The organism is Saccharothrix hoggarensis, from assembly GCF_042678885.1.
Lineage (GTDB): Bacteria > Actinomycetota > Actinomycetes > Mycobacteriales > Pseudonocardiaceae > Actinosynnema > Actinosynnema hoggarensis.
Window position 1 is genome coordinate 15774 of record NZ_JBHTLK010000002.1, and the last position, 20991, is coordinate 36764.

The 20991-nt window shown below is 73.0% G+C and carries 20 protein-coding genes; 12 read left to right on the top strand and 8 right to left on the bottom strand.

Annotated elements, in window-relative coordinates; genetic code table 11:
* Positions 1-67 precede the first annotated feature (67 nt).
* Genes ACFQ3T_RS00530 through ACFQ3T_RS00540 form a run of 3 tightly spaced genes read left to right on the top strand, consistent with a single transcriptional unit; the run spans position 68 to position 2936 of the window.
* The gene (locus tag ACFQ3T_RS00530) at positions 68-709 is read left to right on the top strand and encodes an HAD family hydrolase (RefSeq protein WP_380718483.1); all 642 of its coding nucleotides are present in this window, start codon (positions 68-70) and stop codon (positions 707-709) included.
* Complete coding sequence (locus tag ACFQ3T_RS00535) at positions 706-1725, top strand: phosphotransferase family protein (RefSeq protein WP_380718485.1); 1020 nt, start codon at positions 706-708, stop codon at positions 1723-1725. The genes ACFQ3T_RS00530 and ACFQ3T_RS00535 overlap by 4 nt, the downstream gene beginning before the upstream one ends.
* A complete protein-coding gene (locus tag ACFQ3T_RS00540; protein ID WP_380718487.1) occupies positions 1725-2936 on the top strand; it encodes an acyl-CoA dehydrogenase family protein in 1212 nt (403 codons plus the stop codon). Before ACFQ3T_RS00535 ends, ACFQ3T_RS00540 begins: the two co-directional genes overlap by 1 nt.
* A gap of 118 nt (positions 2937-3054) precedes the next feature.
* On the opposite strand, the gene nikE is transcribed toward ACFQ3T_RS00540, so the two are convergent.
* The 5 genes from nikE to ACFQ3T_RS00565 form a co-directional block, all read right to left on the bottom strand.
* On the bottom strand, positions 3055-4635 hold the full coding sequence (gene nikE / locus ACFQ3T_RS00545; protein WP_380718490.1) for a nickel ABC transporter ATP-binding protein NikE: 1581 nt from the start codon (positions 4633-4635) through the stop codon (positions 3055-3057).
* On the bottom strand, positions 4632-5516 hold the full coding sequence (locus tag ACFQ3T_RS00550; RefSeq protein WP_380718492.1) for an ABC transporter permease: 885 nt from the start codon (positions 5514-5516) through the stop codon (positions 4632-4634). The genes nikE and ACFQ3T_RS00550 overlap by 4 nt, the downstream gene beginning before the upstream one ends.
* Positions 5513-6469, bottom strand: a complete 957-nt coding sequence (locus ACFQ3T_RS00555; RefSeq protein WP_380718494.1) for an ABC transporter permease — start codon at positions 6467-6469, stop codon at positions 5513-5515. The genes ACFQ3T_RS00550 and ACFQ3T_RS00555 overlap by 4 nt, the downstream gene beginning before the upstream one ends.
* Positions 6466-6768, bottom strand: a complete 303-nt coding sequence (locus ACFQ3T_RS00560) for a hypothetical protein (RefSeq protein ID WP_380718496.1) — start codon at positions 6766-6768, stop codon at positions 6466-6468. Before ACFQ3T_RS00560 ends, ACFQ3T_RS00555 begins: the two co-directional genes overlap by 4 nt.
* 177 nt (positions 6769-6945) lie before the next feature.
* Positions 6946-8247, bottom strand: coding sequence for an ABC transporter substrate-binding protein (locus tag ACFQ3T_RS00565; protein ID WP_380718498.1), 1302 nt, complete (start codon positions 8245-8247; stop codon positions 6946-6948).
* 95 nt (positions 8248-8342) lie between these two features.
* Here ACFQ3T_RS00565 and ACFQ3T_RS00570 point away from each other — a divergent pair, with 95 nt between their 5' ends.
* The 4 genes from ACFQ3T_RS00570 to ACFQ3T_RS00585 all read left to right on the top strand — a co-directional run bounded on the left by ACFQ3T_RS00570 (position 8343) and on the right by ACFQ3T_RS00585 (position 12324).
* Positions 8343-9170: a M55 family metallopeptidase gene (locus tag ACFQ3T_RS00570; RefSeq protein WP_380718500.1), complete on the top strand. Its 828-nt coding sequence runs from the start codon at positions 8343-8345 to the stop codon at positions 9168-9170.
* Complete coding sequence (locus tag ACFQ3T_RS00575; RefSeq protein WP_380718502.1) at positions 9163-10449, top strand: M20/M25/M40 family metallo-hydrolase; 1287 nt, start codon at positions 9163-9165, stop codon at positions 10447-10449. The genes ACFQ3T_RS00570 and ACFQ3T_RS00575 overlap by 8 nt, the downstream gene beginning before the upstream one ends.
* Before the next feature lie 94 nt (positions 10450-10543).
* Positions 10544-11284 (top strand): hypothetical protein, encoded by a 741-nt coding sequence (locus tag ACFQ3T_RS00580; protein ID WP_380718505.1) that lies wholly within the window; start codon positions 10544-10546, stop codon positions 11282-11284.
* Positions 11281-12324: a hypothetical protein gene (locus tag ACFQ3T_RS00585; RefSeq protein WP_380718507.1), complete on the top strand. Its 1044-nt coding sequence runs from the start codon at positions 11281-11283 to the stop codon at positions 12322-12324. Before ACFQ3T_RS00580 ends, ACFQ3T_RS00585 begins: the two co-directional genes overlap by 4 nt.
* Before the next feature lie 6 nt (positions 12325-12330).
* Here the strand turns inward: ACFQ3T_RS00585 and ACFQ3T_RS00590 are convergent, their stop codons facing one another.
* Complete coding sequence (locus ACFQ3T_RS00590; protein ID WP_380718509.1) at positions 12331-12759, bottom strand: MarR family winged helix-turn-helix transcriptional regulator; 429 nt, start codon at positions 12757-12759, stop codon at positions 12331-12333.
* Between the two features lie 99 nt (positions 12760-12858).
* Entirely contained in the window at positions 12859-13701 is an 843-nt protein-coding gene (locus tag ACFQ3T_RS00595; RefSeq protein WP_380718511.1) for a PucR family transcriptional regulator, read from the bottom strand.
* Positions 13702-13776: 75 nt separating this feature from the next.
* On the opposite strand from ACFQ3T_RS00595, the gene ACFQ3T_RS00600 reads away from it, so the two are divergent.
* Genes ACFQ3T_RS00600 through ACFQ3T_RS00620 form a run of 5 tightly spaced genes read left to right on the top strand, consistent with a single transcriptional unit; the run spans position 13777 to position 18798 of the window.
* Positions 13777-15096, top strand: a complete 1320-nt coding sequence (locus tag ACFQ3T_RS00600) for a serine hydroxymethyltransferase (protein ID WP_380718513.1) — start codon at positions 13777-13779, stop codon at positions 15094-15096.
* A 43-nt stretch (positions 15097-15139) separates the two neighbouring features.
* Entirely contained in the window at positions 15140-16015 is an 876-nt protein-coding gene (locus ACFQ3T_RS00605) for a TIGR03619 family F420-dependent LLM class oxidoreductase (protein ID WP_380718515.1), read from the top strand.
* 48 nt (positions 16016-16063) lie between these two features.
* Complete coding sequence (locus ACFQ3T_RS00610; protein WP_380718517.1) at positions 16064-17122, top strand: winged helix DNA-binding domain-containing protein; 1059 nt, start codon at positions 16064-16066, stop codon at positions 17120-17122.
* A 30-nt stretch (positions 17123-17152) separates the two neighbouring features.
* Positions 17153-17674 carry a TetR/AcrR family transcriptional regulator gene (locus ACFQ3T_RS00615; RefSeq protein ID WP_380718519.1) on the top strand — a complete coding sequence of 174 codons (522 nt, stop codon included), beginning with the start codon at positions 17153-17155 and terminating at the stop codon, positions 17672-17674.
* Positions 17671-18798 (top strand): FAD-dependent monooxygenase, encoded by a 1128-nt coding sequence (locus ACFQ3T_RS00620; RefSeq protein ID WP_380718521.1) that lies wholly within the window; start codon positions 17671-17673, stop codon positions 18796-18798. The genes ACFQ3T_RS00615 and ACFQ3T_RS00620 overlap by 4 nt, the downstream gene beginning before the upstream one ends.
* Positions 18799-18916: 118 nt before the next feature.
* Here the strand turns inward: ACFQ3T_RS00620 and ACFQ3T_RS00625 are convergent, their stop codons facing one another.
* A complete protein-coding gene (locus ACFQ3T_RS00625) occupies positions 18917-20053 on the bottom strand; it encodes a coiled-coil domain-containing protein (protein ID WP_380718523.1) in 1137 nt (378 codons plus the stop codon).
* Between the last annotated feature and the right edge of the window lie 938 nt (positions 20054-20991).

Genomic DNA, 20991 nt, shown 5'->3' on the forward strand with positions numbered 1-20991 from the left:
GCGCGCCTCCGACGTCGCTGCACCCGCGTAGGTTGCCTACATACCGACCGGTCGGTACCCTCGCGACGTGGACGAACGGCGCATCGACGCGGTGGTGCTGGACTGGGGTGGCGTGCTCACGGTCTCCGTGCCCGCCTTCATCGAGGACTGGCTGACATCCGAGAACATCGACCGGGACCGCTACGGCACCACCATGCGGACCTGGATGGGACGTGACGCGGCCCCCGACAACCCGGTGTTCCGCCTGGAGACCGGTGAGCTGACGCCCGCCGAGTTCGAAGCCCTGCTCGCCGCCGAGCTGACCACCCTCGACGGCCGCGAGATCGCGTCCAAGGGCCTGCTGCGGCGCATGTTCGGCAGCGCCCACCCCGACCCGAAGATGGTCGACCTGGTCCGCGAGCTGCGCGCCGACGGCATCACGACCGCCCTGCTGTCCAACAGCTGGGGCGAGGGCTACCCCGAGGACCTGCTCCTCGAGCTGTTCGACACGATCGTGATCAGCGGCCGCATCGGGATGCGCAAGCCCGACCCGCGCATCTTCCACCACACCCTCGACCAGCTCGGGCTGCCCGCCGACCGGTGCGTGTTCTTCGACGACGCGCCGGTCAACGTCGAAGCCGCCCGGCAGGTCGGCCTGCACGCCCACCGGCACACCGACGCCGACTCCACGCGCGCCGTGATCGACCAGCTCAGGGGAGCGAGCGCATGACCGACCAGCGCGTCACCGACCTGCCCGGCCTGGACCTCGACCGGCTCGCCGCCCACCTCGGCACCGGCCCGCTGACCGGCGAGATCATCCCCGGCGGCCGGTCCAACCTCACCTACCGCGTCACCGACGGCGAGCGCCGCTGGGTGCTGCGCCGCCCGCCGCTCGGCCACGTCCTGGCCACCGCCCACGACATGGCGCGCGAGTACCGGGTGATCAAGGCCCTCGCCGACACCGCCGTGCCCGTGCCGCGCGTCGAGCTGCTGTGCGAGGACACCGACGTCCTCGGCGCGCCGTTCTACCTGATGGAAGAAGTGCCCGGCGCGGCGCTGCGGCACCGCGACCAGTGCCCGTGGCTCACCCCCGACAAGGCGCGCGCGCTGTCCGACCGGCTCGTCGACGTGCTCGCCGACCTGCACGCGGTCGACCCGGCGACCGTCGGCCTGGCCGACTTCGGCCGACCGGACGGCTTCCTGGCCCGCCAGGTCGCCCGCTGGGGCAAGCAGCTCGACGCCTCCCGCAGCCGCGACCTGCCCGGCATCGACCAGCTGCGCGACCGGCTCGCGGGCACCGTCCCCGACTCCGGACGCGCCACGGTCGTGCACGGCGACTACCGGCTGGACAACGTCCTCGTCACCGAGGACCCCCTCGACATCAGCGCCGTCCTCGACTGGGAGATGGCCACGCTGGGCGACCCGCTCGCCGACGTCGGCCTGCTGTGCGTCTACTGGAACGGCATCGGCGCGCAGGACGACCCGATCACCGGCACCGTGCCCACGCTGCCCGGATTCGCGTCCACCGACGAGATGGTGCGCCGCTACGCCGAGCGCAGCGGCGCCGACGTCACCGGACTGGCCTGGTACACGGCGTTCGCCTACTTCAAGCTCGCCGTGATCCTCGAAGGCATCCACTTCCGCTTCACCCGCGGCAAGACCGTGGGAGCGGGGTTCGACCAGATCGGCCAACTCACCCTGCCGCTGGTCCGGCAGGGACTCGCCGCGACCTCAGGGGAGCACTGATGGACTTCGCCTACGACGCCAAGACCGAGGAACTGCGCGACAAGCTGCTGCGGTTCATGGACGAGTTCGTCTACCCTGCCGAACCGGTCGCCGAGCGGCAGCTCCACGACGCCGAGGACCCGTGGGCCCGCCCGCCGGTCCTGGAGGAGCTGAAGGCCGAGGCCCGCCGGCAGGGCCTGTGGAACCTGTTCCTCCCCGACCCCGACCACGGCGCCGGCCTCACGAACCTGCAGTACGCGCCGCTGGCCGAGATCACCGGCCGCAGCCCGCACCTGGCGCCGGAAGCGCTCAACTGCGCCGCGCCGGACACCGGGAACATGGAGGTGCTGGCGATGTTTGGCACCGAGCAGCAGAAGAAGCAGTGGCTGCGGCCCCTGCTGGACGGCGAGATCCGGTCCGCGTTCTGCATGACCGAGCCGGACGTCGCGTCCTCCGACGCCACCAACATCGCCACCAGCATCGTCCGCGACGGCGACGAGTACGTCGTCAACGGCCGCAAGTGGTGGTCGTCGGGCGCGATGAACCCCAACTGCGCGATCTTCATCGTCATGGGCAAGACCGACCCGGACGCCGAGCGGCACCGCCAGCAGGCCATGATCCTGGTGCCGCGCGACACGCCGGGCGTGCACGTCAAGCGCGGCATGCACGTGTTCGGCTACACCGACGCGTCCCACGGCGGTCACGCCGAGATCGTGTTCGACAACGTGCGGGTGCCCGCCGACAACCTCATCGCGGGCGAGGGCGAGGGCTTCGCGATCGCCCAGGCCCGCCTCGGCCCCGGCCGCATCCACCACTGCATGCGCCTGATCGGCATCGCCGAACGCGCGCTGGAGCTGATGTGCCGCCGCGCCATCTCGCGGGTCGCGTTCGGTCAGCCGATCGCGCGGCAGGGCGTCGTGCAGGAGTGGATCGCCGAGTCGCGGGTGCGGATCGAGCAGGCCCGGCTGCTGGTCCTCAAGACCGCGTGGCTGATGGACACCGTCGGCAACAAGGGCGCGCACACCGAGATCCAGGCCATCAAGATCGGCACGCCGATCATGGCCGAGTGGGTGCTGGACAAGGCGATCCAGGCGCACGGCGCGGGCGGCGTGAGCCAGGACTTCCCGCTGGCCGAGCTGTGGGCCGCCGCGCGCACCCTGCGCCTGGCCGACGGCCCCGACGAGGTCCACCGCATGTCGCTGGCCAAGCGGGAGCTGAAGAAGTACCTCTGACGAACCGGGCCCCGGTCGGTCACGTCGGGGCTCCGGCCGTCCGCGGGGACGTGCGGAACGCCCCCGGCAGCCCGCGTTCGGCGTCACGACCGGCTCGGTCGTGACGCCGACACCCGGGTCAGTCCGTGACGGGCACCTCGTGGTGGGGCACGGCGGCGAGCAGGGTGCGCGTGTAGTCGTGCTTGGGCACCAGCAGGACCTCCTCCACCGTGCCCTGCTCGACCAGCTCGCCCTGGTACATCACGGCTACCCGGTCCGCGATCGTCCACGCCAGACCCAGGTCGTGGGTGATGACCAGCGCGGCCAGGCCCAGCTCCCGGCGCAGCCGCAGCAGCAGGGCCAGGATCTCGCCGCGCACCGACGCGTCCAGCGACGCCACCGGCTCGTCGGCGACCAGCAGCCGCGGCCCCAGGGCGAGCGCCCCGGCGATCACCACGCGTTGCCGCTGCCCGCCGGACAGCTCGTGCGGCAGGGTGGGGAAGAACAGCTCCGGCGGGCGGAGTTCGGCGTGCGACAGGGCCTCGGCGACGAGCGCGGCCTCGTCACCGGCGACGTGGTGGATGCGCAGTCCCTCCGCGACCGCCTCGTACACGGAGTGGCGCGGGTTCAGGGCGCTCGTCGGGTCCTGCAGCACGAGCTGCACCTGACGGCGGTAGGCGCGCAGGCCCGACGACGAGCGGGGCAGTTCGGCGCCCTCGAACAGCACGCGGCCGGCGGTGGGGCGTTGCAGGCCGAGCAGGGTGCGGGCCAGCGTGGTCTTGCCGGAGCCCGACTGACCGACCAGGGCGACGATCTCGCCCGTCCGCACCTCCAGGTCGACCCCGGCGACGGCGGTCGTGGAGCCGTAGTCCACGCGCACGCCCTCGGCGCGCAGCAGCACGGGGCCGGCGGGCGCGTCGTCCGGCGTGACGTGCCGGAACGCCGGGTCGCCCACGGTCGGGAACGCCGCCGCCAACGCCTGCGTGTGCGGGTGGGCCGGCTCCGCGATCACCCGCCGCGCCGGGCCCTCCTCGACGATCCGGCCGTGCCGCATCACGGCCAGCCGGTCGCACGTCGACGCCAGCACCGACAGGTCGTGGCTGATCATCACCAACCCGATGCCGCGCTCGGCGACCAGGCGCTTCAGCACCGCCAGCACCTGCGCCTGCACCACGACGTCCAGCGCCGTCGTCGGCTCGTCCGCGATGACCAGCCTCGGCCCGCACGCCAGCGCCATCGCGATCATCACCCGCTGCTTCTGCCCGCCGGACAGCTCGTGCGGGTAGGCGCGGGCCGCCCGCGCGGGCAGCTCGACCTGGTCCAGCAGTTCCGCCACGGCCGACGGCGCCGCGGACGACCGCCTGCCGTGCAGGAGCATCGGCTCGGCGATCTGGTCGCCCACCCGGTGGACGGGGTTCAGCGCGTGCATCGCGCCCTGGAACACGACCGACGCCGCCGCCCACCGCACCGCGCGCAGCCGGCCCCACGACATCGCCTGGACGTCCTCGCCGTCGAGCAGCACCTGGCCCTCGACGCGGGCCGAGCGGGGCAGCAGCCGCAACACCGACATGGCCACGGTCGACTTGCCGCAGCCCGACTCACCGGCCAGCCCCAGCGTCTGCCCCGCGTCGAGCGACAGGTCGACCGACCGCACGGCCGTCACCTCGCCGCGCGCACCCCGGTAGTGCACGCTCAGGTCGCGCAGCTCCAGCAGGCTCACCGCTCCCCCTTCAGCCGCGGGTTGAGCACCGTCTCCAGCGCCCGCCCGCACAGCGTGAACGCCAGCACCACGCACACCACGCCCAGTCCCGGCGGCACCAGGAACCACCACGCCCGCTGCGACACGGCGCCGTGCATGTTCGCCGCGTGCAGCATCGACCCCCACGACACCCGCGTCGGGTCGCCGAGCCCCAGGAACGACAGCGTCGACTCGGACACGATCGCGCTGGCCACCGTCAGCGTCGTGTTCACGAACACCAGCGGCAGCACGGCGGGCAGCACGTGCCGGCCGATGACGTGACCGTGCCCGCCGCCCAGCGCGCGGGCCCGCTCGATGAACGGGCGCGCCTCCACCGACAAGGTCTGCGCCCGCACCAGCCGCGCCGTCGCGGGCCACGCCGTCACGCCGATCGCGAGCACGATCGTGCCCAGGCCGCGCGGCAGCACGGTCGACAGCGCGATCGCCAGCACCAGCGACGGCAGCACCAGGAAGAAGTCGGTGAACCTCATCAGCACCGCCGACAGCCACCCGCCGAAGTGCGCCGACGCGATCCCGACGACGGTGCCGATCAGCACCGACAACACCGTCGCCGCGAGCCCCACGACCAGCGAGATCCGGGTGCCCCACCACGTCAGCAGCAGCACCGAGCGCCCGTTGTGGTCGGTGCCCAGCCAGTGCTCGGCCGACGGCGGCTCCCACGGCGACGCGGTCACCCGCGTCACGTCCAGCCCGGACGCGTCGGTCACCAGCGGCGCGAGGACCGCCAGCAGCGTGATCACGGCCAACCCGACCAAGCCGGCCAGGCCGCCGCGCTGGGACGCGAACTCGCGCCACGTCGCGCGCGCCGAGGCCCTCCGCCGCTGCCACACGATCGACGTCATGACGCACGCACCCGGGGGTCCAGGACCCGGTACAGCAGGTCCGCGACCACGTTCATGGTGATCACCGCGCCCGCCAGCACCACGAACGTGCCCTGCAACAGCGGCAGGTCCGGGCCGGTCAGCGCCTCGTAGGTGAGCAAACCCAGGCCCGGCCAGGAGAACACCGTCTCCACCGTGATCGCGCCCGACACCACGAGCCCCAGGTGCAGGAACACCAGCGTCACGGTCGGCAGCAACGCGTTGGGCACCGCGTGCCTGCGCCGCACCAGGTCGTCCCGCAGGCCCTTCGCCCGTGCCGTGGTCAGGTAGTCCGCGTGCATCTCCTCCAGCAGCGAGGACCGCATCACCAGCAGGTACTGCGCGTAGACGACGGCGATCATCGTCAGGCACGGCAGCACCATGTGGTGGGCCACGTCCAACGCCTGCGACAGGAAGTCCGGCGGCGTGTCCGGGTAGCGCATGCCGCCGCTGGGGAACAGGTCGCCGGTCACCAGCGACAGCAGCATGCCCAGCCAGAACGTCGGCATCGCCCACTGCGCCAGCGCCAGCCCGGTGGAGATCCGGTCCGACCGCGACCCGCGCCGCCACGCGCCCCGGATGCCCAGCCACAGGCCCAGCACGACGGCCAGCACGGTCGCCGTGCCCACCAGCAGCACCGTCGGCCACAGCCGTTCGCCGATCAGCTCCAGCACCGGCCTGCTGTACACGTAGGACGTGCCGAAGTCGCCGCGCACGGCCGCGGCGACGTAGTCGACGAACTGCTCCCGCAGCGGCTTGTCCACTCCGAGGCGGGCGCGCAGCTCGGCGAGCTGGTCCCCGGTCACCGGCCTGCCCCGCGTCATCGCGACGACCGGGTCGCCGGGGATGACGCGGAACAGCAGGAACCCGAGCACCACGACGAACGCGAGGCTGACCAGCGCGCCGCCGAGCTTGCCGGCGAGGTGCCGGATCACTCGCGGTCCTCCGCGCGGGCGCCGCGCCGGCGGCTGATCAGCCACGCGCCGCCGAGCAGGACGATCAGGACGCCGCCGACGACGGCCACGACGAGACCGGTGTTGGAGCCGGTGGACTGGGCGGCCGCCGCGGTCGGCGTCGCGCCGTAGTACCCCCACACGCCGTTCTGCGCCATGATCACGCCGCCCGGGTCGGGCTGCACGGGGAACGAGGCGAACTTGTCGCTGCGGTAGGCCTCCAGCGCGTTGTCGTAGCCGAGGACGACCGCGGGCACCTGGTCGTAGAACCGCTGCTGCATCTTCTTGACCAGCTCCGCCCGCTTCGCCGGGTCGAACTCGGCGCGCTGCTCGGCGTAGAGGGCGTCGTACTCGGGGTCGCAGAAGAACGTGTCGGTGGTGCCGCCCTTGCCGTCGGCGTTGGGCCGCTGGTCGCACGTGTGCAGCGACAGGATGAAGTCCGGGTCGGGGTTGGTGCCTCAGCCGGAGAACACGAGGTCGAACGTCCCGGCGGTGCTGGACTCGTTGAGCTGGTTGTCGGACACGATCTGCACGTCGACCACGATGCCGAGGTCGGCCAGGGACCGCTTGACGAACTCGCCGGTCTGCTCGTCGTAGGCGCGGCTGGCGTGCCCGAGCAGCCGCAGCTCCATCCGCCTGCCCTCGGGCGAGACGCGGATGCCGTCGGCGCCGCGCGCGTACCCGGCCCGGTCGAGGTCGGCGTTCGCGGCGGCCGGGTCGTACGGGTGCGCCGGGTCGGGCGTGAGGTGGTAGTCGCCGAACACCGGCGGGATGGGGCCGGTGCCGCGCTGCGCGTAGCCGCCGTTGACCCGGTCGATGATCGCGTCGAGGTCGATGGACTTCGCGATCGCGCGGCGCACCACGACGTCCTTCAGGGCGGGGTGGCCGTCGCCGATGGGCTCACCGGTGCGGGTCGCCGCGCCGGAGTTGATCACCAGTTCGTTGAAGCGGCGGCCGTTGGCCTTGTTGCGGGTGACGCCCTCCTCGTCCTTCAGGGAGTCGAACTGCGCCGGGCCCATCCGGTTGACCAGGTCGACCTCGCCCTTGGCCAACGCCTGCACGGCGGCGTCGGAGGTCTTGTAGTAGCTGAACGTCAGCTCGTCGTACTTCGGCGCGCCGCGCCAGTAGTCCTTGTTCGCCTTGAACCGGATGAACTCGTTGGCCCGGTACTCGGTGAGGATGAACGGCCCGCTGCCCACCACGGGCACCTGGTCGTTGCGGTACTCGCCGATGTCGGTGACCTTCGACCACACGTGCTCGGGGACGATCGGCACGTCCAGCGCCAGCATGGTCGCCTGCGGCTGCTTGGTCTTGATGACCAGCGTGCGGTCGTCGGCGGCGGTCACGGACTCGAACGTGGCGGTGAAGCTGCCGTTGGCCGTGGCGGCGACCTCGTCGCGCATCATCAGGTCGTAGGTGAACGCCGCGTCCTTGGCGGTGATCGGCTGCCCGTCGGACCACTTCTTGCCCTCGGGGATGTGGAACGTCCACGTGAGCCGGTCCTCGGAGGACTCCCACCGGGACGCCAGGCCCTCCACGGGGTGCTGGTCCTTGACGTCGTAGGCGGTGAGGTAGTCGTACATCAGCCGGCCGACCTCGGTGCCCGCCTGGAAGATCGACAGGAACGGGTTGAGCGAATCCACCTGCTGGGTGATCGCCACCCTCAAGGTGACCGCCTGTTGCGCCGGCGCCGGTGTGGGCGCCAGCAGGACCACCATCGCCATCGCCGCCGTGACCGCGCCGAATCGCCGGATACCCACAGTGACCGCCTCCCGCCCGTGAGTGGAAGTCAAGAAGTAACCACTACCGTGAGTCATTCGTCAAGAACCGACGACCACTCGGTACGGTGAAACCCATGCGGATCTTGATCTCGGCGGACATGGAGGGGGCGACGGGTGTCACGTGGACCGCGGACGTCGTCCCGCAGACCGAGCAGTGGCAGCGCTTCCGCCAGCTGTTCACCGGTGACGTCAACGCCTGCGTCGCGGGGGCCGTCGCGGGCGGCGCGGCCGACGTGCTCGTCAACGAGGCCCACTCGTCCCAGCGCAACCTCCTGCTGGAAGACCTCGACCCCCGGGCCAGGCTCCTCACCGGACGGCACAAGCCGCTGTCGATGATGCAGGGCATCGACTCCGGCGTGGACGGCGTGGTGTTCCTCGGCTACCACGCGGGCGCGGGCCAGGAGGGCGTCCTCGCCCACACCTACCTGGAGAACTCCATCACCGGCGTGTGGCTGGACGGCGTCCCGGCGAGCGAGGGCAGGCTCAACGCGGCGCTGGCCGCCGAGCACGGCGTCCCCGTGCTGCTCGTGACCGGCGACGACAAGGCGTGCGACGACGCCCGCGACTACGCGCCCGACGCCGAGCTCGTCGCCGTCAAGGAGTGCGTCAGCCGGTACGCCGCCGTCTGCGCGCCGCCCTCGGTGACGTCCGAGCTGATCACCGCCGCCGCCCGGACCGCCGTGCGCCGCGCCGGACGCGCACCCGGCTCGGTCACCTCCCACCGGGTCGAAGTCGAGTTCGACGCCACCCACCTCGCGGCCGCCGCGGCGGTGGTCCCTACGGTGGAGCAGGTCGGAACACGCCGGGTGGGCTTCGACGCCGCGTCGATGACCCTGGCGATGCAGGCGTTCAAGGTCGTCACCGCGATCGCCGCGGGGGCGGTGGAGGGTATCTATGGCTGAGGACGTCGTCGACCTGTGCGCGGCACTGCTGCGGTTCGACACCACCAACCACGGCCGCGGCCGGTCCGCCGGCGAACGGGAGGCCGCCGAGTTCGTCGCCGGGCACCTCGACGCCGTCGGCGTGCCCGCCACCGTGCTCGAATCCGCGCCGCGCCGCGCCAACGTCCTGGCCCGCGTGCCCGGCGTCGACCCCGGCCTGCCCGCGCTGCTCGTGCAGGCGCACCTCGACGTCGTGCCCGCCGACCCGTCCGAGTGGACCGTGCCGCCGTTCGCCGGCGTCCAGCGCGACGGCTACCTGTGGGGCCGCGGCGCGGTCGACATGAAGGACATGATCGCCATGGTCCTCGCCGTGCTCGGCGACTGGTCCCGCGAGGGCCGCCGGCCGCGCCGCGACATCGTGCTCGCGTTCGTCGCCGACGAGGAGGACCGCGGCGAGTACGGCGCCCAGTGGCTCGTCGACCACCACGCCGACTTCTTCACCGGCTGCGCCGCCGCCATCAGCGAGTCCGGCGGCTACGCCTACCCCGTCGGCGACCAGCGGATCTACCCCATCGGCACCGCCGAGCGCGGCACGTCCCACCTGCGCCTCACCGCCACCGGCCGCGCCGGCCACGGCTCCCGCCGCAACGACGAGAACGCCGTGGTCAACCTCCTCGGCGCGCTCGCCCGCATCACCGCCATCGAGCACCCCGTGCGCCTCACCCCCGCCGTGCGGGCGTTCATCGAGCAGGTCGGCGCGGCGCTCGGCGTCCACGTCGACCTCGACGACGTGGACGGCACCGTCGCCCGCCTCGGCCCCGCCGCCCGCCTGGTCGAGAACACCGTCCGCAACAGCACCACGCCCACCGTCCTGCAGGCCGGCTACAAGGTGAACGTCATCCCCGGCACCGCCACCGCCGAGGTCGACGTGCGCACCCTGCCCGGCACCGTGGACGAGCTGCTCGCCGCGATCGACGCCGCCCTCGGGCCGGACGTGCGGCGCGAGTTCATCGCCAACGAGCCGCCCGTGCAGGCGCCGATCGACTCGCCCTGGTTCGACGCGATGGCCGCGGCCCTGCGCGCCGAGGACCCCGACGCCGTCGTGGTGCCGTACTGCATGGGCGGCGGGACCGACGCCAAGGCGTTCAGCCGCCTGGGCATCGACTGCTACGGCTTCTCGCCGCTGTCCATCCCGCCCGGCTACGACTACCGCGCCATGCCGCACGGCGTGGACGAGCGCGTCCCCGTCGAAGGCCTCCGCCACGGTGCCCGCGTCCTGGACCGCTTCCTGTCGTCCTAGCCGCCCGGAATCACCCGAAAGGCGACACCGGGACCGGTATCCCCGGCGACCGGCCGTGCCTCCTCTGCCGTGACGGCGAAGGAGGCGGTATGCCATGTGGACGCGGACCACGACGACCGCGGTGGCGGTCGCGGCGGCGGTGGGCCTCGCCGCGTGCGGGAGCGGGGCGTTCGACCGGCCGGGCGGCGAGACCACCACCGACCCGGCGACGGCCACGAGCGGCTCCACCGGCGACGGCGGAACCACAACGGGCGAGACGGGCGAGACGGGCACGACGGGTGAGACCACGGGCGGCACGGGAGGCCCGACCGGCAACGGCCGGAGGTACGGCTGGTTCCTGCCCGTGGGACCGGACTCGCCGAGCTTCGCCGAGGACAACGTGTACCGGCAGCTGGCCACGTTCCGGGACTGCGGGGCGGCGAAGACGACCCTGGAGCAGGAGTGGCGCTCCATGACGAGCCCGCGCAACGTCCTGCTCTACGACGCGGCGGTCGCGCTGTGCCGGGGCGACGAGTCGCGGGCCCGCGCGATGTACGGGCGCGCCGGCCGGTACGGCTGGCTGGTGAACACCGGAGGCGACGGCAGCGGCGCGGTCGACTGCCCGACCTACCAGGCCGTGCGCAGCGTCCTCGACCAGCGGGAACCGCAGAGCTTCCCCTGCGCCGCCGGCAGGCCGCCGGGCTGGCCCCCGCCGCCCGGCGGGCCCAGGGACGACCCGCGCACCGACGCGAACGAAGCCACCACGACCACCACGACGTCGCGGACGGGCGGGGCCGGCACCACGACCACGGGCCGCACGACCACGACAACCACGACGACCACCACGACGTCATGACCACACCGGCCGACCGCGACCGGCCCGCCGCCGAACGCCCGGGTACGGACCGCGCGGACACCGGGCGCCCCGGCCCGAACCCACCCGGCCCGGACCCACCCGGCCCGGACCACGCCGACGCGGAGCGTCCCGGCCGGGAGCGCCCGCAACCCGACCGCCCGGACACAGACCGCCGAGACACCGGGCCCGCGGACACCGGCACGGGCTCCGACCAGCCGGACGCCGTGCAGCGGGTGGGCGAGGTGCTGGCCAACGTCACCGTGCTCACCGGCCTGCTCGTCTACTTCGGCTGGCGGCGCAGCCACGTCCAGGCCCGCGAACTCGGCCTCGACAGCTTCGTGCTCGACCTGTCCACCACGGACTACGTGCTGCGCAGCGTCGGACCGGTGTTCCTGCTGCTGGCGGTCGTGGTCGTGATCGCCCTGGTCTGCCGCTGGCTGGAACCGCACGTCCGCACGGCGAGCGCGAGACCCGGCGCACGCGCGCGGGCGCTGCGGACCGCGCTGTCCCTCGCCTGGGTCCTCCTGCCCGCGATCGCCGTGGCGCTGGGCCTGGTGTTCCCGGTGACGAGCTTCTACGCGTTCCCGCTCGCGGTCGGCGGCGGCATCCTGGTGTCGCTGTACGCGAGCCGCCTGCGCCGACCGGACACGCACCCGACGTGGACCAGGGTGCTCGCGTTCGCCGTCGTGTCCCTGTCGCTGTTCTGGTCGGCGGGCAACTACGCCGAGGTCGAGGGCGTCGAGCTGGCCCGCGCGTTCGCCGCCGACGTGCGCGCCAGGACCGCCGTCGTCGTGTACGCCAAGGAACGCATGCACATCACGGCGCCCGGCGCGTGCGAGGAGCCGTTGCCCGCCGAGGGCTCGCAGTACCGGTTCCGCTACCTCGGCCTGCGGCTGCTCGACAAGACCGGCGGCAAGTACTTCCTGGTCTCCGACGGCTGGACCAGGGCGCGCGGGACCGTCGTGGTGCTGCCCGATAAGGACGACATCCGCGTCGAGCTGAACCACGGCGCGCAGCAACGACCGCCGACCTGCCGGTAGGACCGGCTACAGGTAGACGTCGGTGACCTCCCTCAGCCGGGTCAACGCGTCGCGCAGCGCCGCCATCCGACGCTGACCCAGGTGGGCGGTCCACTCCCGCTCCACCTCGGCGATCGCGGCCAGCCCCACCGGGATCGCCCGCAGCCCCCGTTCGGCCACCCGGACGAGCCGGGCCCGCGCGTCGGTCGGGTCCGGCGTGCGTTCCACGTAGCCGGCGCGTTCCAGCTGGTCCACCAGGAAACCGGCGGTCTGCTTGGTGATCCGCGCGGCCTCCGCCAGCTCGGTGAGCCGCGACCCGTCCGGGCCGATGCGGTGGAACACCCGCGCCTGGGCGGGCGTCACGTCGTCGAACCCCGCCTCCGCGAGGGCGGCGAACACCCGGTTCTCCAGCTCGCGGTGCGGGAGGTACAGCAGCAATCCGAGGTCGGCGGGCACATCACTCCTTGACGTCGGTCAGGAAGCCGATCACCCTATCGTGCGCCCGGCTCCCCGCCCGCAGTCGGAGCGGATGTGCCCCGACCCGCGAGCGCCGCCTCACGGCCGCCGTGCCAACCGGACGAGCTTGAGCGCCAGGTGCAGCTCCAGCCGCGTCCCGCCGTCGGCCAAGTCGCGGCCGGTGATCTCGCCGATCCGGCCCAGCCGGTAGTACAGGCTGGTGCGGTGCAGGTGCAGGCGCTCCGCCGTGGCCCGCGCGTCGCAGCCCGAGTCGAGGTACACCTCCAACGTCCGCAGCAGCACGTCCGACAGCCCGGACAGCACGTCCTCGGGCGCGGCGCCCAGCAGGAGCCGGTACGCGCCCAGTTCGGACCACCGCACCCGCCGCGGCAACGCCGGGTCCAGCCGCGCCAGCTCGGCCGCCGCCAACGCCTGCTGGTACGCCGCCCCCGACCGGTCCGGCGGGTGCGGGTCGCTCACGCCGACGTGCCCCGGCAGCTCCGGCAGGGCGTCGCCGGCGGGCACCGTGCGCACCACCCGCGGCTCCAACGCCACCACCACCCGCACCGGCGTCCGCTCACCGGCCGGCACCTGCGCGGCCAACGCGGCCAGCCGACCGCCCAGGTCCACCTCCGGCGGCTCGCCCAGCACCCACAGGTAGCCGACGAGCACCCCGTTGTGCCGCAAGGGAAAGCCGACCCGCTGGTGGAACCCGAGGGCCGCGTTCTCCGGCACCCGCACCGGTCCCGTCGCGGTCGCGATGCCGTGCTGCTCCTGCCACGCCGCGACGTCCGCCGGCACCCGCCGGGTCAGGATCGCCCGCACCCGCGCCGGGTCGACATCGTCGGTCTGGGCGCTGTGCGCGACCACCCGGCCCGCCACGTCGTCCACCGACACGCCACGCCCCAGCACCCGGGACAGCTCGTCCAGCAGCTCCTGCATTCCGACAACTGTAGGAACAACTCCAGTCGCCGGACGGTCGCCCCACCCGCCGGGCACGCCCTAGCGTTCCGGTTCGTGACGAACAGCCGGATCGCCCCCTGGGCCTCCCCGCAGGCGCAGCGCAGGCTCGCCGAGGTCGAAGCCGCCGTGTCCGCCGACCTGACCGCCGCCGGTGTCGCGGGCACCGTCCGCAAGGCCCTCGACGCCCACGCCGCCCAGGTCGACGACGACGGGATCGTGCTCTACGCGGGCACCAACGTGCTCAGCCCTGCCGCCGCGACCGCCCTGTCCGCCACCGTGTCCAGCCGGCCCAGCATGGGCTGGCCGGGCGAGAAGTACCAGGTCGGCCTCGACCACCTGGACACCCTCGAAGTCCTCGCGCCGATGCTCGTCGCCTCCCTCATGGAAGGCGAGCACGCCGAGGTCAGGCTCCAGAGCGCCACCCTGGCCAACCTCGCCGTCTACACCGCGTTCGCCCGCGCCGGCGACAAGATCGCGGTGCTGCCCGAGTCCGCCGGCGGCCACGCCAGCCACCACGCCCAGGGCGTGCCCGCCATCCGCGGCCTCACCGTCGTCGACCTGCCCTACCTGCCGGACGAGCTCGACCTCGACTACGCGAAGCTGCCCGGCTTCCTGCGCGTGCACCGGCCCCGGATCGTGGTCATCGGCGCCAGCCTCATGCTGTTCCCGCACGACGTCGCGGCGGTGCGCGCGGCGGCCGACGAGGTCGGCGCGGTCCTCGTCTACGACGCCTCCCACATGGCCGGGCTCGTCGCCGGCAAGGTCTTCCAGCGGCCCCTGCACGAGGGCGCGCACGTCATGACGTTCTCCACCTACAAGTCGTTCGGCGGCCCGTCCGGCGGCTGCGTCGTCACCCGCGACGCCGACCTGGCCGAACGCGTCTCGAACGTCGCCTACCCCGGCATGCTCGCCAACTACGACGCCGGACGGCTCGGCGCGCTCGCCGTCACCGCCGCCGAACTCGCCGAACGCGGACCCGACTACGCGCGGGCGTGCGTCGCCAACGCCCAGGCACTCGGCCGCGCGCTGGCCGACAACGGGTTCGACGTCGCCCGCCACGACGGCGAGTTCACCCGCTCCCACCACCTGGCGATCGACGCGATCACCCTCGGCGGCGGCGACGCGGCGGCCGTGCGGCTCGGCGACGCCGGCGTCTACCTCAGCGGCATCGGCCTGCCGTGGCAGCGCATCGACGAAGGGCTGCGCGGCCTGCGCATCGGCACCCAGGAGATCACCCGCCGCGGCTTCACGCCCGAGCACCAGCCCGCCATCGCCGACCTGATGCGGCGGGCGCTGATCGACGGGGAGCCGCCCGAGCGCGTCCGCGCGGACGCCGTCGCGCTGCGCCGGGAGGTCAACGCCACCGTTCGGTAGCGTGGTGGAAGACGATCTTCCGACCACGAGAGAGCGGGGGGCCATGCACCTGGGGGTGTCGCTGGAACCGCTGGGCGCCGGGGCGACCGGCGAGAGGTTCCTGGACGTCGCGGCCACGGCCGAGCGGCTGGGTTTCAACAGCGTGCTGATGTCCAGCCACCTGCTCGCCGGCAGCGCGGGCTCCGCGATGGACCCCGTCGTGCTGCTGTCCGCGGTCGCCGGGCACACCACGCGGGTCCGGCTGGTGACCAGCGTGCTCGTCCTGCCCTACTACCACCCGGTGGTGCTGGCCAACCAGTTGTCGTCGCTCGACGTGCTGTCCGGCGGCCGGTTCGTCCTCGGTGTCGGCGTCGGGTGGCACGCCGAGGAGTTCGCGGCCGTCGGCGTGCCCGTCGAACGGCGCGGCGCGCGCACCGACGAGCACCTGTCGGTGCTCACCGCGCTGTGGAGCGGCCGACCGGTCACGCGGACCGGGACGTTCGGCTCGCTGACCGGCGCCCGGATCGGCGTGACGCCGACGACGCCCGGTGGCCCGCCGCTGTGGATCGGCGGGCACACCGACGCCGCGCTCCGGCGCGCGGCCCGGTTCGGCGCGGGCTGGCACGGCTCCGGCGTCACCCCCGACACCATGCCGGAGATCCGACGCCGGCTGGCCGCCGAGGCCCAGGCGCACGGCCGCACGCTCGCCGACCTCGACCTCAGCACGGTCTCGTTCCTCGTCCCGCCCGGCTTCGAGGGCGAACCGCCCGGCCCCGCGCTCGGCGGACCACGACCGAGCGTCGCGAGCGTCGTGGATGACCTCGGGCGCCTCGGGGAAGCGGGCATCACGCTGTGCGCGCTGTGGATGCCCGTGCCGGCGGACCGCATGGCCGACGCGATGGCCTGGGTCGCCGACGAGGTGCGGCCGCAGCTGGGCTGAACGCCATCGAGGACCGGAGTTGTCCTCGATCACGCCTACCGTGGCGTCGTGACCGAGAAGCTGACGACCCGGGCGTTGAACCGGGCGACCCTGCACCGCCAGCTCCTGCTGGACCGGGTGGACCGGACCGCTCACGACGTCGTGGAGCACCTGGTCGGGATGCAGGCGCAGGAGCCGTTCTCGCCCTACTACGGCCTGTGGTCGCGCATCCGGTCGTTCCGGCCCGACGACCTGGGCTCGCTGCTGCTGGACCGGCAGGTGGTCCGGGCGTCGCTGCACCGCGCCACGATCCACCTGGTCACCGCCGCCGACCACGGCCGGATCGAACCGCTGCTGCGGCCGTTCCTGCACCGCAGGTTCGCGTCCTCGCCGTTCGGGTTCGTGGTGGAAGGGCTCGACGTCGACGAGTTCACCGGGGCCGTCACCACGTTGCTGGAGGAGAAGCCGCGCACCCGGCGCGAGATCGGAGACCTGCTCGGCGCGCGGTGGCCCGACCGCGACGCCACCGCGCTCGGTTACGCGGGCAGCTTCCTGGTGCCGTCCGTGCAGGTGCCGCCCCGTGCGGTGTGGGGCAGGTCCGGTGCGGCGAGGTGGACGACCGCCGCGCACTGGCTCGGACCCACCGGACCCGCCGCGCCGATCGAGGAGTTCGTGCGCCGCTACCTGGCCGCGTTCGGCCCCGCGTCGGTGAAGGACGTGCAGACGTGGGCCGGCATGAGCCGCCTCAAGCCCGTGGTCGAGGCGATGGACCTGGGGGTCTTCACCGACGAACGCGGGCGCACGCTGTACGACCTGCCGGAGGCGCCGCTGCCCGACCCCGACACGCCCGCGCCGGCGCGGTTCCTGCCCGAGTTCGACAACGTGCTGCTCGGCCACGACGACCGCACCCGCGTCATCTCCGACGAGGACTACCGGCGCGGGATCATCATCGGCGGCAAGCCGACGCTGCTGGTGGACGGCTTCGTGCACGGCACGTGGAAGATCGCGGGCGACGGGCTGGACGTCGAGCTCTTCCGCCCGCTGACCCGTGACCAGAAGGCCGACGTGGAGGCCGAAGGCGCACGGCTGCTGGCGTTCGCGGGCGTGAGCGGAGATGTCCGGCTCTAGATTTGGACGATCGTCCAGTACGATCGTCCAATGACGGTTCGGGAACGGCTGCTGCGCGCGGCCACGGAACTCATCGCCGAGAAGGGCTGGGGCGCGGTCAGCACGCGGGTGCTCGCCGACCGCGCCGGGGTCGGGTCGGGGATCGTGCACTACCACTTCGACTCCACGCAGGCCGTGCTGGTGGAGGCCGCCGTCGGCGCGCTGCGGTCCGCCGTGGGCGGCCTCACCTCCGTGCTGGCGCAGGCCGACACGCCGTCGGACGCGTTGGCACTGCTGCTGGGCGCGTTGGACGGGCACGACGGGCAGGAGCTGTTCACCGAGACGTTCCTCGCCGCCACCCGCAACGACGACCTGCGACGCGCCGTCGGCGAGGTGCTGGTCGAGTTCCGGGCCACTCTCGCCGCCTGGCTGGCGTCGCGGGACGTGCCCACCCCCGCGGAGACCGCGGCCGTGCTCGCGGCGGCCGTGGACGGCGTGCTGCTGCACCGCGCGCTCTCCCCCGACCTGACCGCCGACGTCGTCGTGCCCGTCCTGGGGAGGGTGCTTCGGTGAAGGTCGTGATCAGCGGCGCGGGCATCGCGGGCCTGGCGCTGGCCCACCGGCTGGGGACGCTCGGGCACGAGGTCGTCGTGGTCGAGCAGGCGCCCGGACCACGCGCGTCCGGCTACATGATCGACTTCTTCGGGCCCGGCTACGACGCCGCGGAACGGATGGGCGTGCTGCCGCGCCTGCGCGCGCTGGGGTACCGGGTGGACGAGGCGGCCTACGTCGACTCCCGCGGTCGGCGGGTGGCCGGGCTCCGGTTCGACCGGCTCGCGCGCGCCGTCGACGGGCGGCTGCTGAGCATCATGCGGCCCGACATCGAGCGCGCGTTCCGCGAGGACCTGCCCGCCGGCGTGACCCTGCGGTACGGCGCCGGGGTCGTGGGCGTCGACAACGGCGCTTACGGCGTCACCGCGACGCTGGCGGACGGGTCGACGGTGCCCGGTGACCTGCTCGTCGGCGCGGACGGCGTCCACTCGGCCGTGCGGCGACTCGTCTTCGGACCCGGTCACGTCCGCTACCTCGGGTTCCACACGGCGGCGTTCACGTTCGACGACCCCGAGGTCCACGCGCTCGTCACGGGCCGGTTCTGCGTCACCGACACCACCGGGCGCCAAGTCGGGTTCTACGGGCTGCGCGACGGGCGGGTGGCGGCGTTCACCGTGCACCGGACCCCGACACCGGACCTGCCCGCCGATCCCCGCGCGGCCGTGGTCGAGGCGTACGGGTCGCTGGGCTGGGTCGTGCCGCGGGCGCTGGAGCGCTGCCCGGCGGAGATCTACTACGACCAGGTCGCGCAGGTCGAGTTGCCGCGCTGGTCGTCCGGGCGGGTCGTGCTGGTGGGCGACGCGTGCGGCGCGGTATCGCTGCTGGCCGGCCAGGGCGCGTCGCTCGGCGTCGGCGGGGCCTACGTGCTGGCCGGGCACGTGGACGACGTGACGGCGTACGAACGGGCCTGGCAACCCGTGGTGGCGGAGAAACAACAGGTCGCACGGTCTGGTGCGCGGTGGTTCCTGCCCGAGTCGCGGCTGCGCCTGCGGGCGCGGCGGGTGGCGATGAGGCTGTCGAACCTGCCGGGCGTCGACCGGGTGGTGGCGACGAGCCTGGTCGGCAAGCCGGTCACGCTCGGCTGAGGCGTCCCGCGGTAGCACGCGTGCCACCGCGGGACGGTGTGCGGGCTCAGCCGCAGTTGTCCCAGGTCTGGCGTCCGCCACCGGCGAGGGTGTGCCGGCCGGTGACGCCCGGCCGGCGTCACCGCGGTGGTTGAGGGCCGCGTTCGGCGCGGAGGGCGTCCAGCTCGGCTTGCAGGCGGTCGAGTTGGGATTCGGCGCGTTCGGCGCGGACCTGGGTCTGGGCGCGAGCCTGTTCCAGGGCGTCGAGGCGTTCGCGGGCGGCGCGTTCGGCCTGGTCGAGTTGGACGCGGTGGGTGTCGCGCTGCTCGGCCAGCTCGGCACGGGCGCGGTCCAGTTCGGCGCGGGCGTCCTGGGCGGACTGCTCGGCCCGTTCGGCTTTGACGCGGGCCTCGTTCGCGGCGTCGGCTTCGGCGCGTGCGGCGGCACGGGCCTGCTCGACGTTGACCCGCGCTTCCGCCTGGGCTTGGCCGACGAGGGTCCGCGCGTCGGCTTGGGCCTGGTCGATCCGGTTCTGGGCTTCGGCCTGGGCGCGGTCGACCATCGCTTGCGCGTCCTGCCGAATCTGGTCGATGCGGGCCTGTGCGTCGGCCCGCACCTGGTCGATCTCCTTCACGGCGAGCCGCCGGGCCTGTTCGGCCTGGGCGACGGCGTCCGCCTTGGCCTGCTCGACCTGGGCCTGGGCGTCACGGCGGATCTCGTCCACGGCGGCCGCGGCCTCGGTGCGGATGGCGGCGATCTCGAGTTCGGCCCGCTGCACCGCCGCATCGGCCTCGGCTCGTGCGGCATCGCGCTGCGCGTAGGCGGATTCGGCGTCGAGTTCGGCCTGTTCGGCGGCTCGGACGGCGTCCTCGGTGGTGGCCTCGGCGGCGTGACGTGCCTGTTCGGCGTCACGCCGCCGCCGTTCCGCCTTCGCGACCGCGGCCTCCGCCTCGGCGACCCGCCGCGCGGCCTCGGCCTCGACCGCCTGCACCTGGCTCTCGGCGACGCTGGGGTCGGCGATCGCGGACAGCTCCGCCACCGCGCCGGTGAGGGTGGTCGACATCTGCTCGGCGAGCACCCGGAACCGGTCGAGCAGTTCTTCAGCCCTGATCTTGCCCGCGGTGATCCCCTGCGGACCTTTCGTCACGGTGACGACCTCCTCGTCCCCGTCCACGGCCTGCGCCAACCGCTGCCGCTCCCGCCACGCCCTCCACCGGGTGTGCTCCGGCAGGTCGCAGTACTCGGCGGGACGACCTGGCCCCGTGCCCCGGAACACCGGCTGTGGAGTGCAGGGAAAAGGACGCTGGGTTTCGCAGGTGAACTGTCTGACGCGAGCCATCTGAGCTGATGAGGCAATCTGCACTGAAGGCTGTGACCAGCGAGGCCGGCCGATTCAGGGGGTGCGGACGGCATTTTTCGAGCCTGACTGGGATACAAGTTTCGTTGTCGAGACTCAGATGCTTTCGACGGTGACGCATCGAAGTCGGCAGCGACCTGAATGTCATTCTCGTTGGTGTTGCAGGCAAAGTGTCGGCGCTGTGTTGGCGGGCTAGGTGTCAAGTCTGCGAGGACAGTACGTTGGGGCGATCGTAGGCTGGACCAGCTCGGCAGCGTGGTCAACCAGCACCGTAACGCGATGGTGTCCGCAACCGCCGAAGATGAAGCCTGGTGCGGTTAGTGTGGCTGCCTCCGTGTCGGTGACGCTCGGAGGAGCGAAAACCCGAACGGTTGGTCGCCGTGTTGACGGAAGCCTGCTAGCTTATCTACGGGCAATCGCGCTCGCCCGTACCGGTTGGCTGGCTACCACGCAGAGTTGGTCGAACCAGGTCAAGGTCACCGATCGCGCGGAAAGTGTCGTGTCCGGGATTCGGCGCAGAGCGTGGAGTGCGGTACTGGACCGAAACCTGGGCACGGTCACTTCATGAGAGTCACGCGGTTAGGCACGTGCGACTTACACAGTCGCCTGTGTCGATAGCGGCTGTTCCTGCGGGTCGCCGTCGAGGGCTGCATGGCTTCGGCGTCGGAGTGCGCGCCACTGCGGTCGCGTCGGCGGGCGATGCCGCCATGTGGTCGCCTGGTTAGGCGTGCCCTGAGGTCACGCGTGAGGCGACCGTGCTTCCGGCGGGCCTACCCTCCGGAGGCGTCGCACCGTGCCTCGTCCGTGACCGTCCGATGAGGAAGGCCGGTCCGTGTATTGAGGTTGGCGTCGCTGTC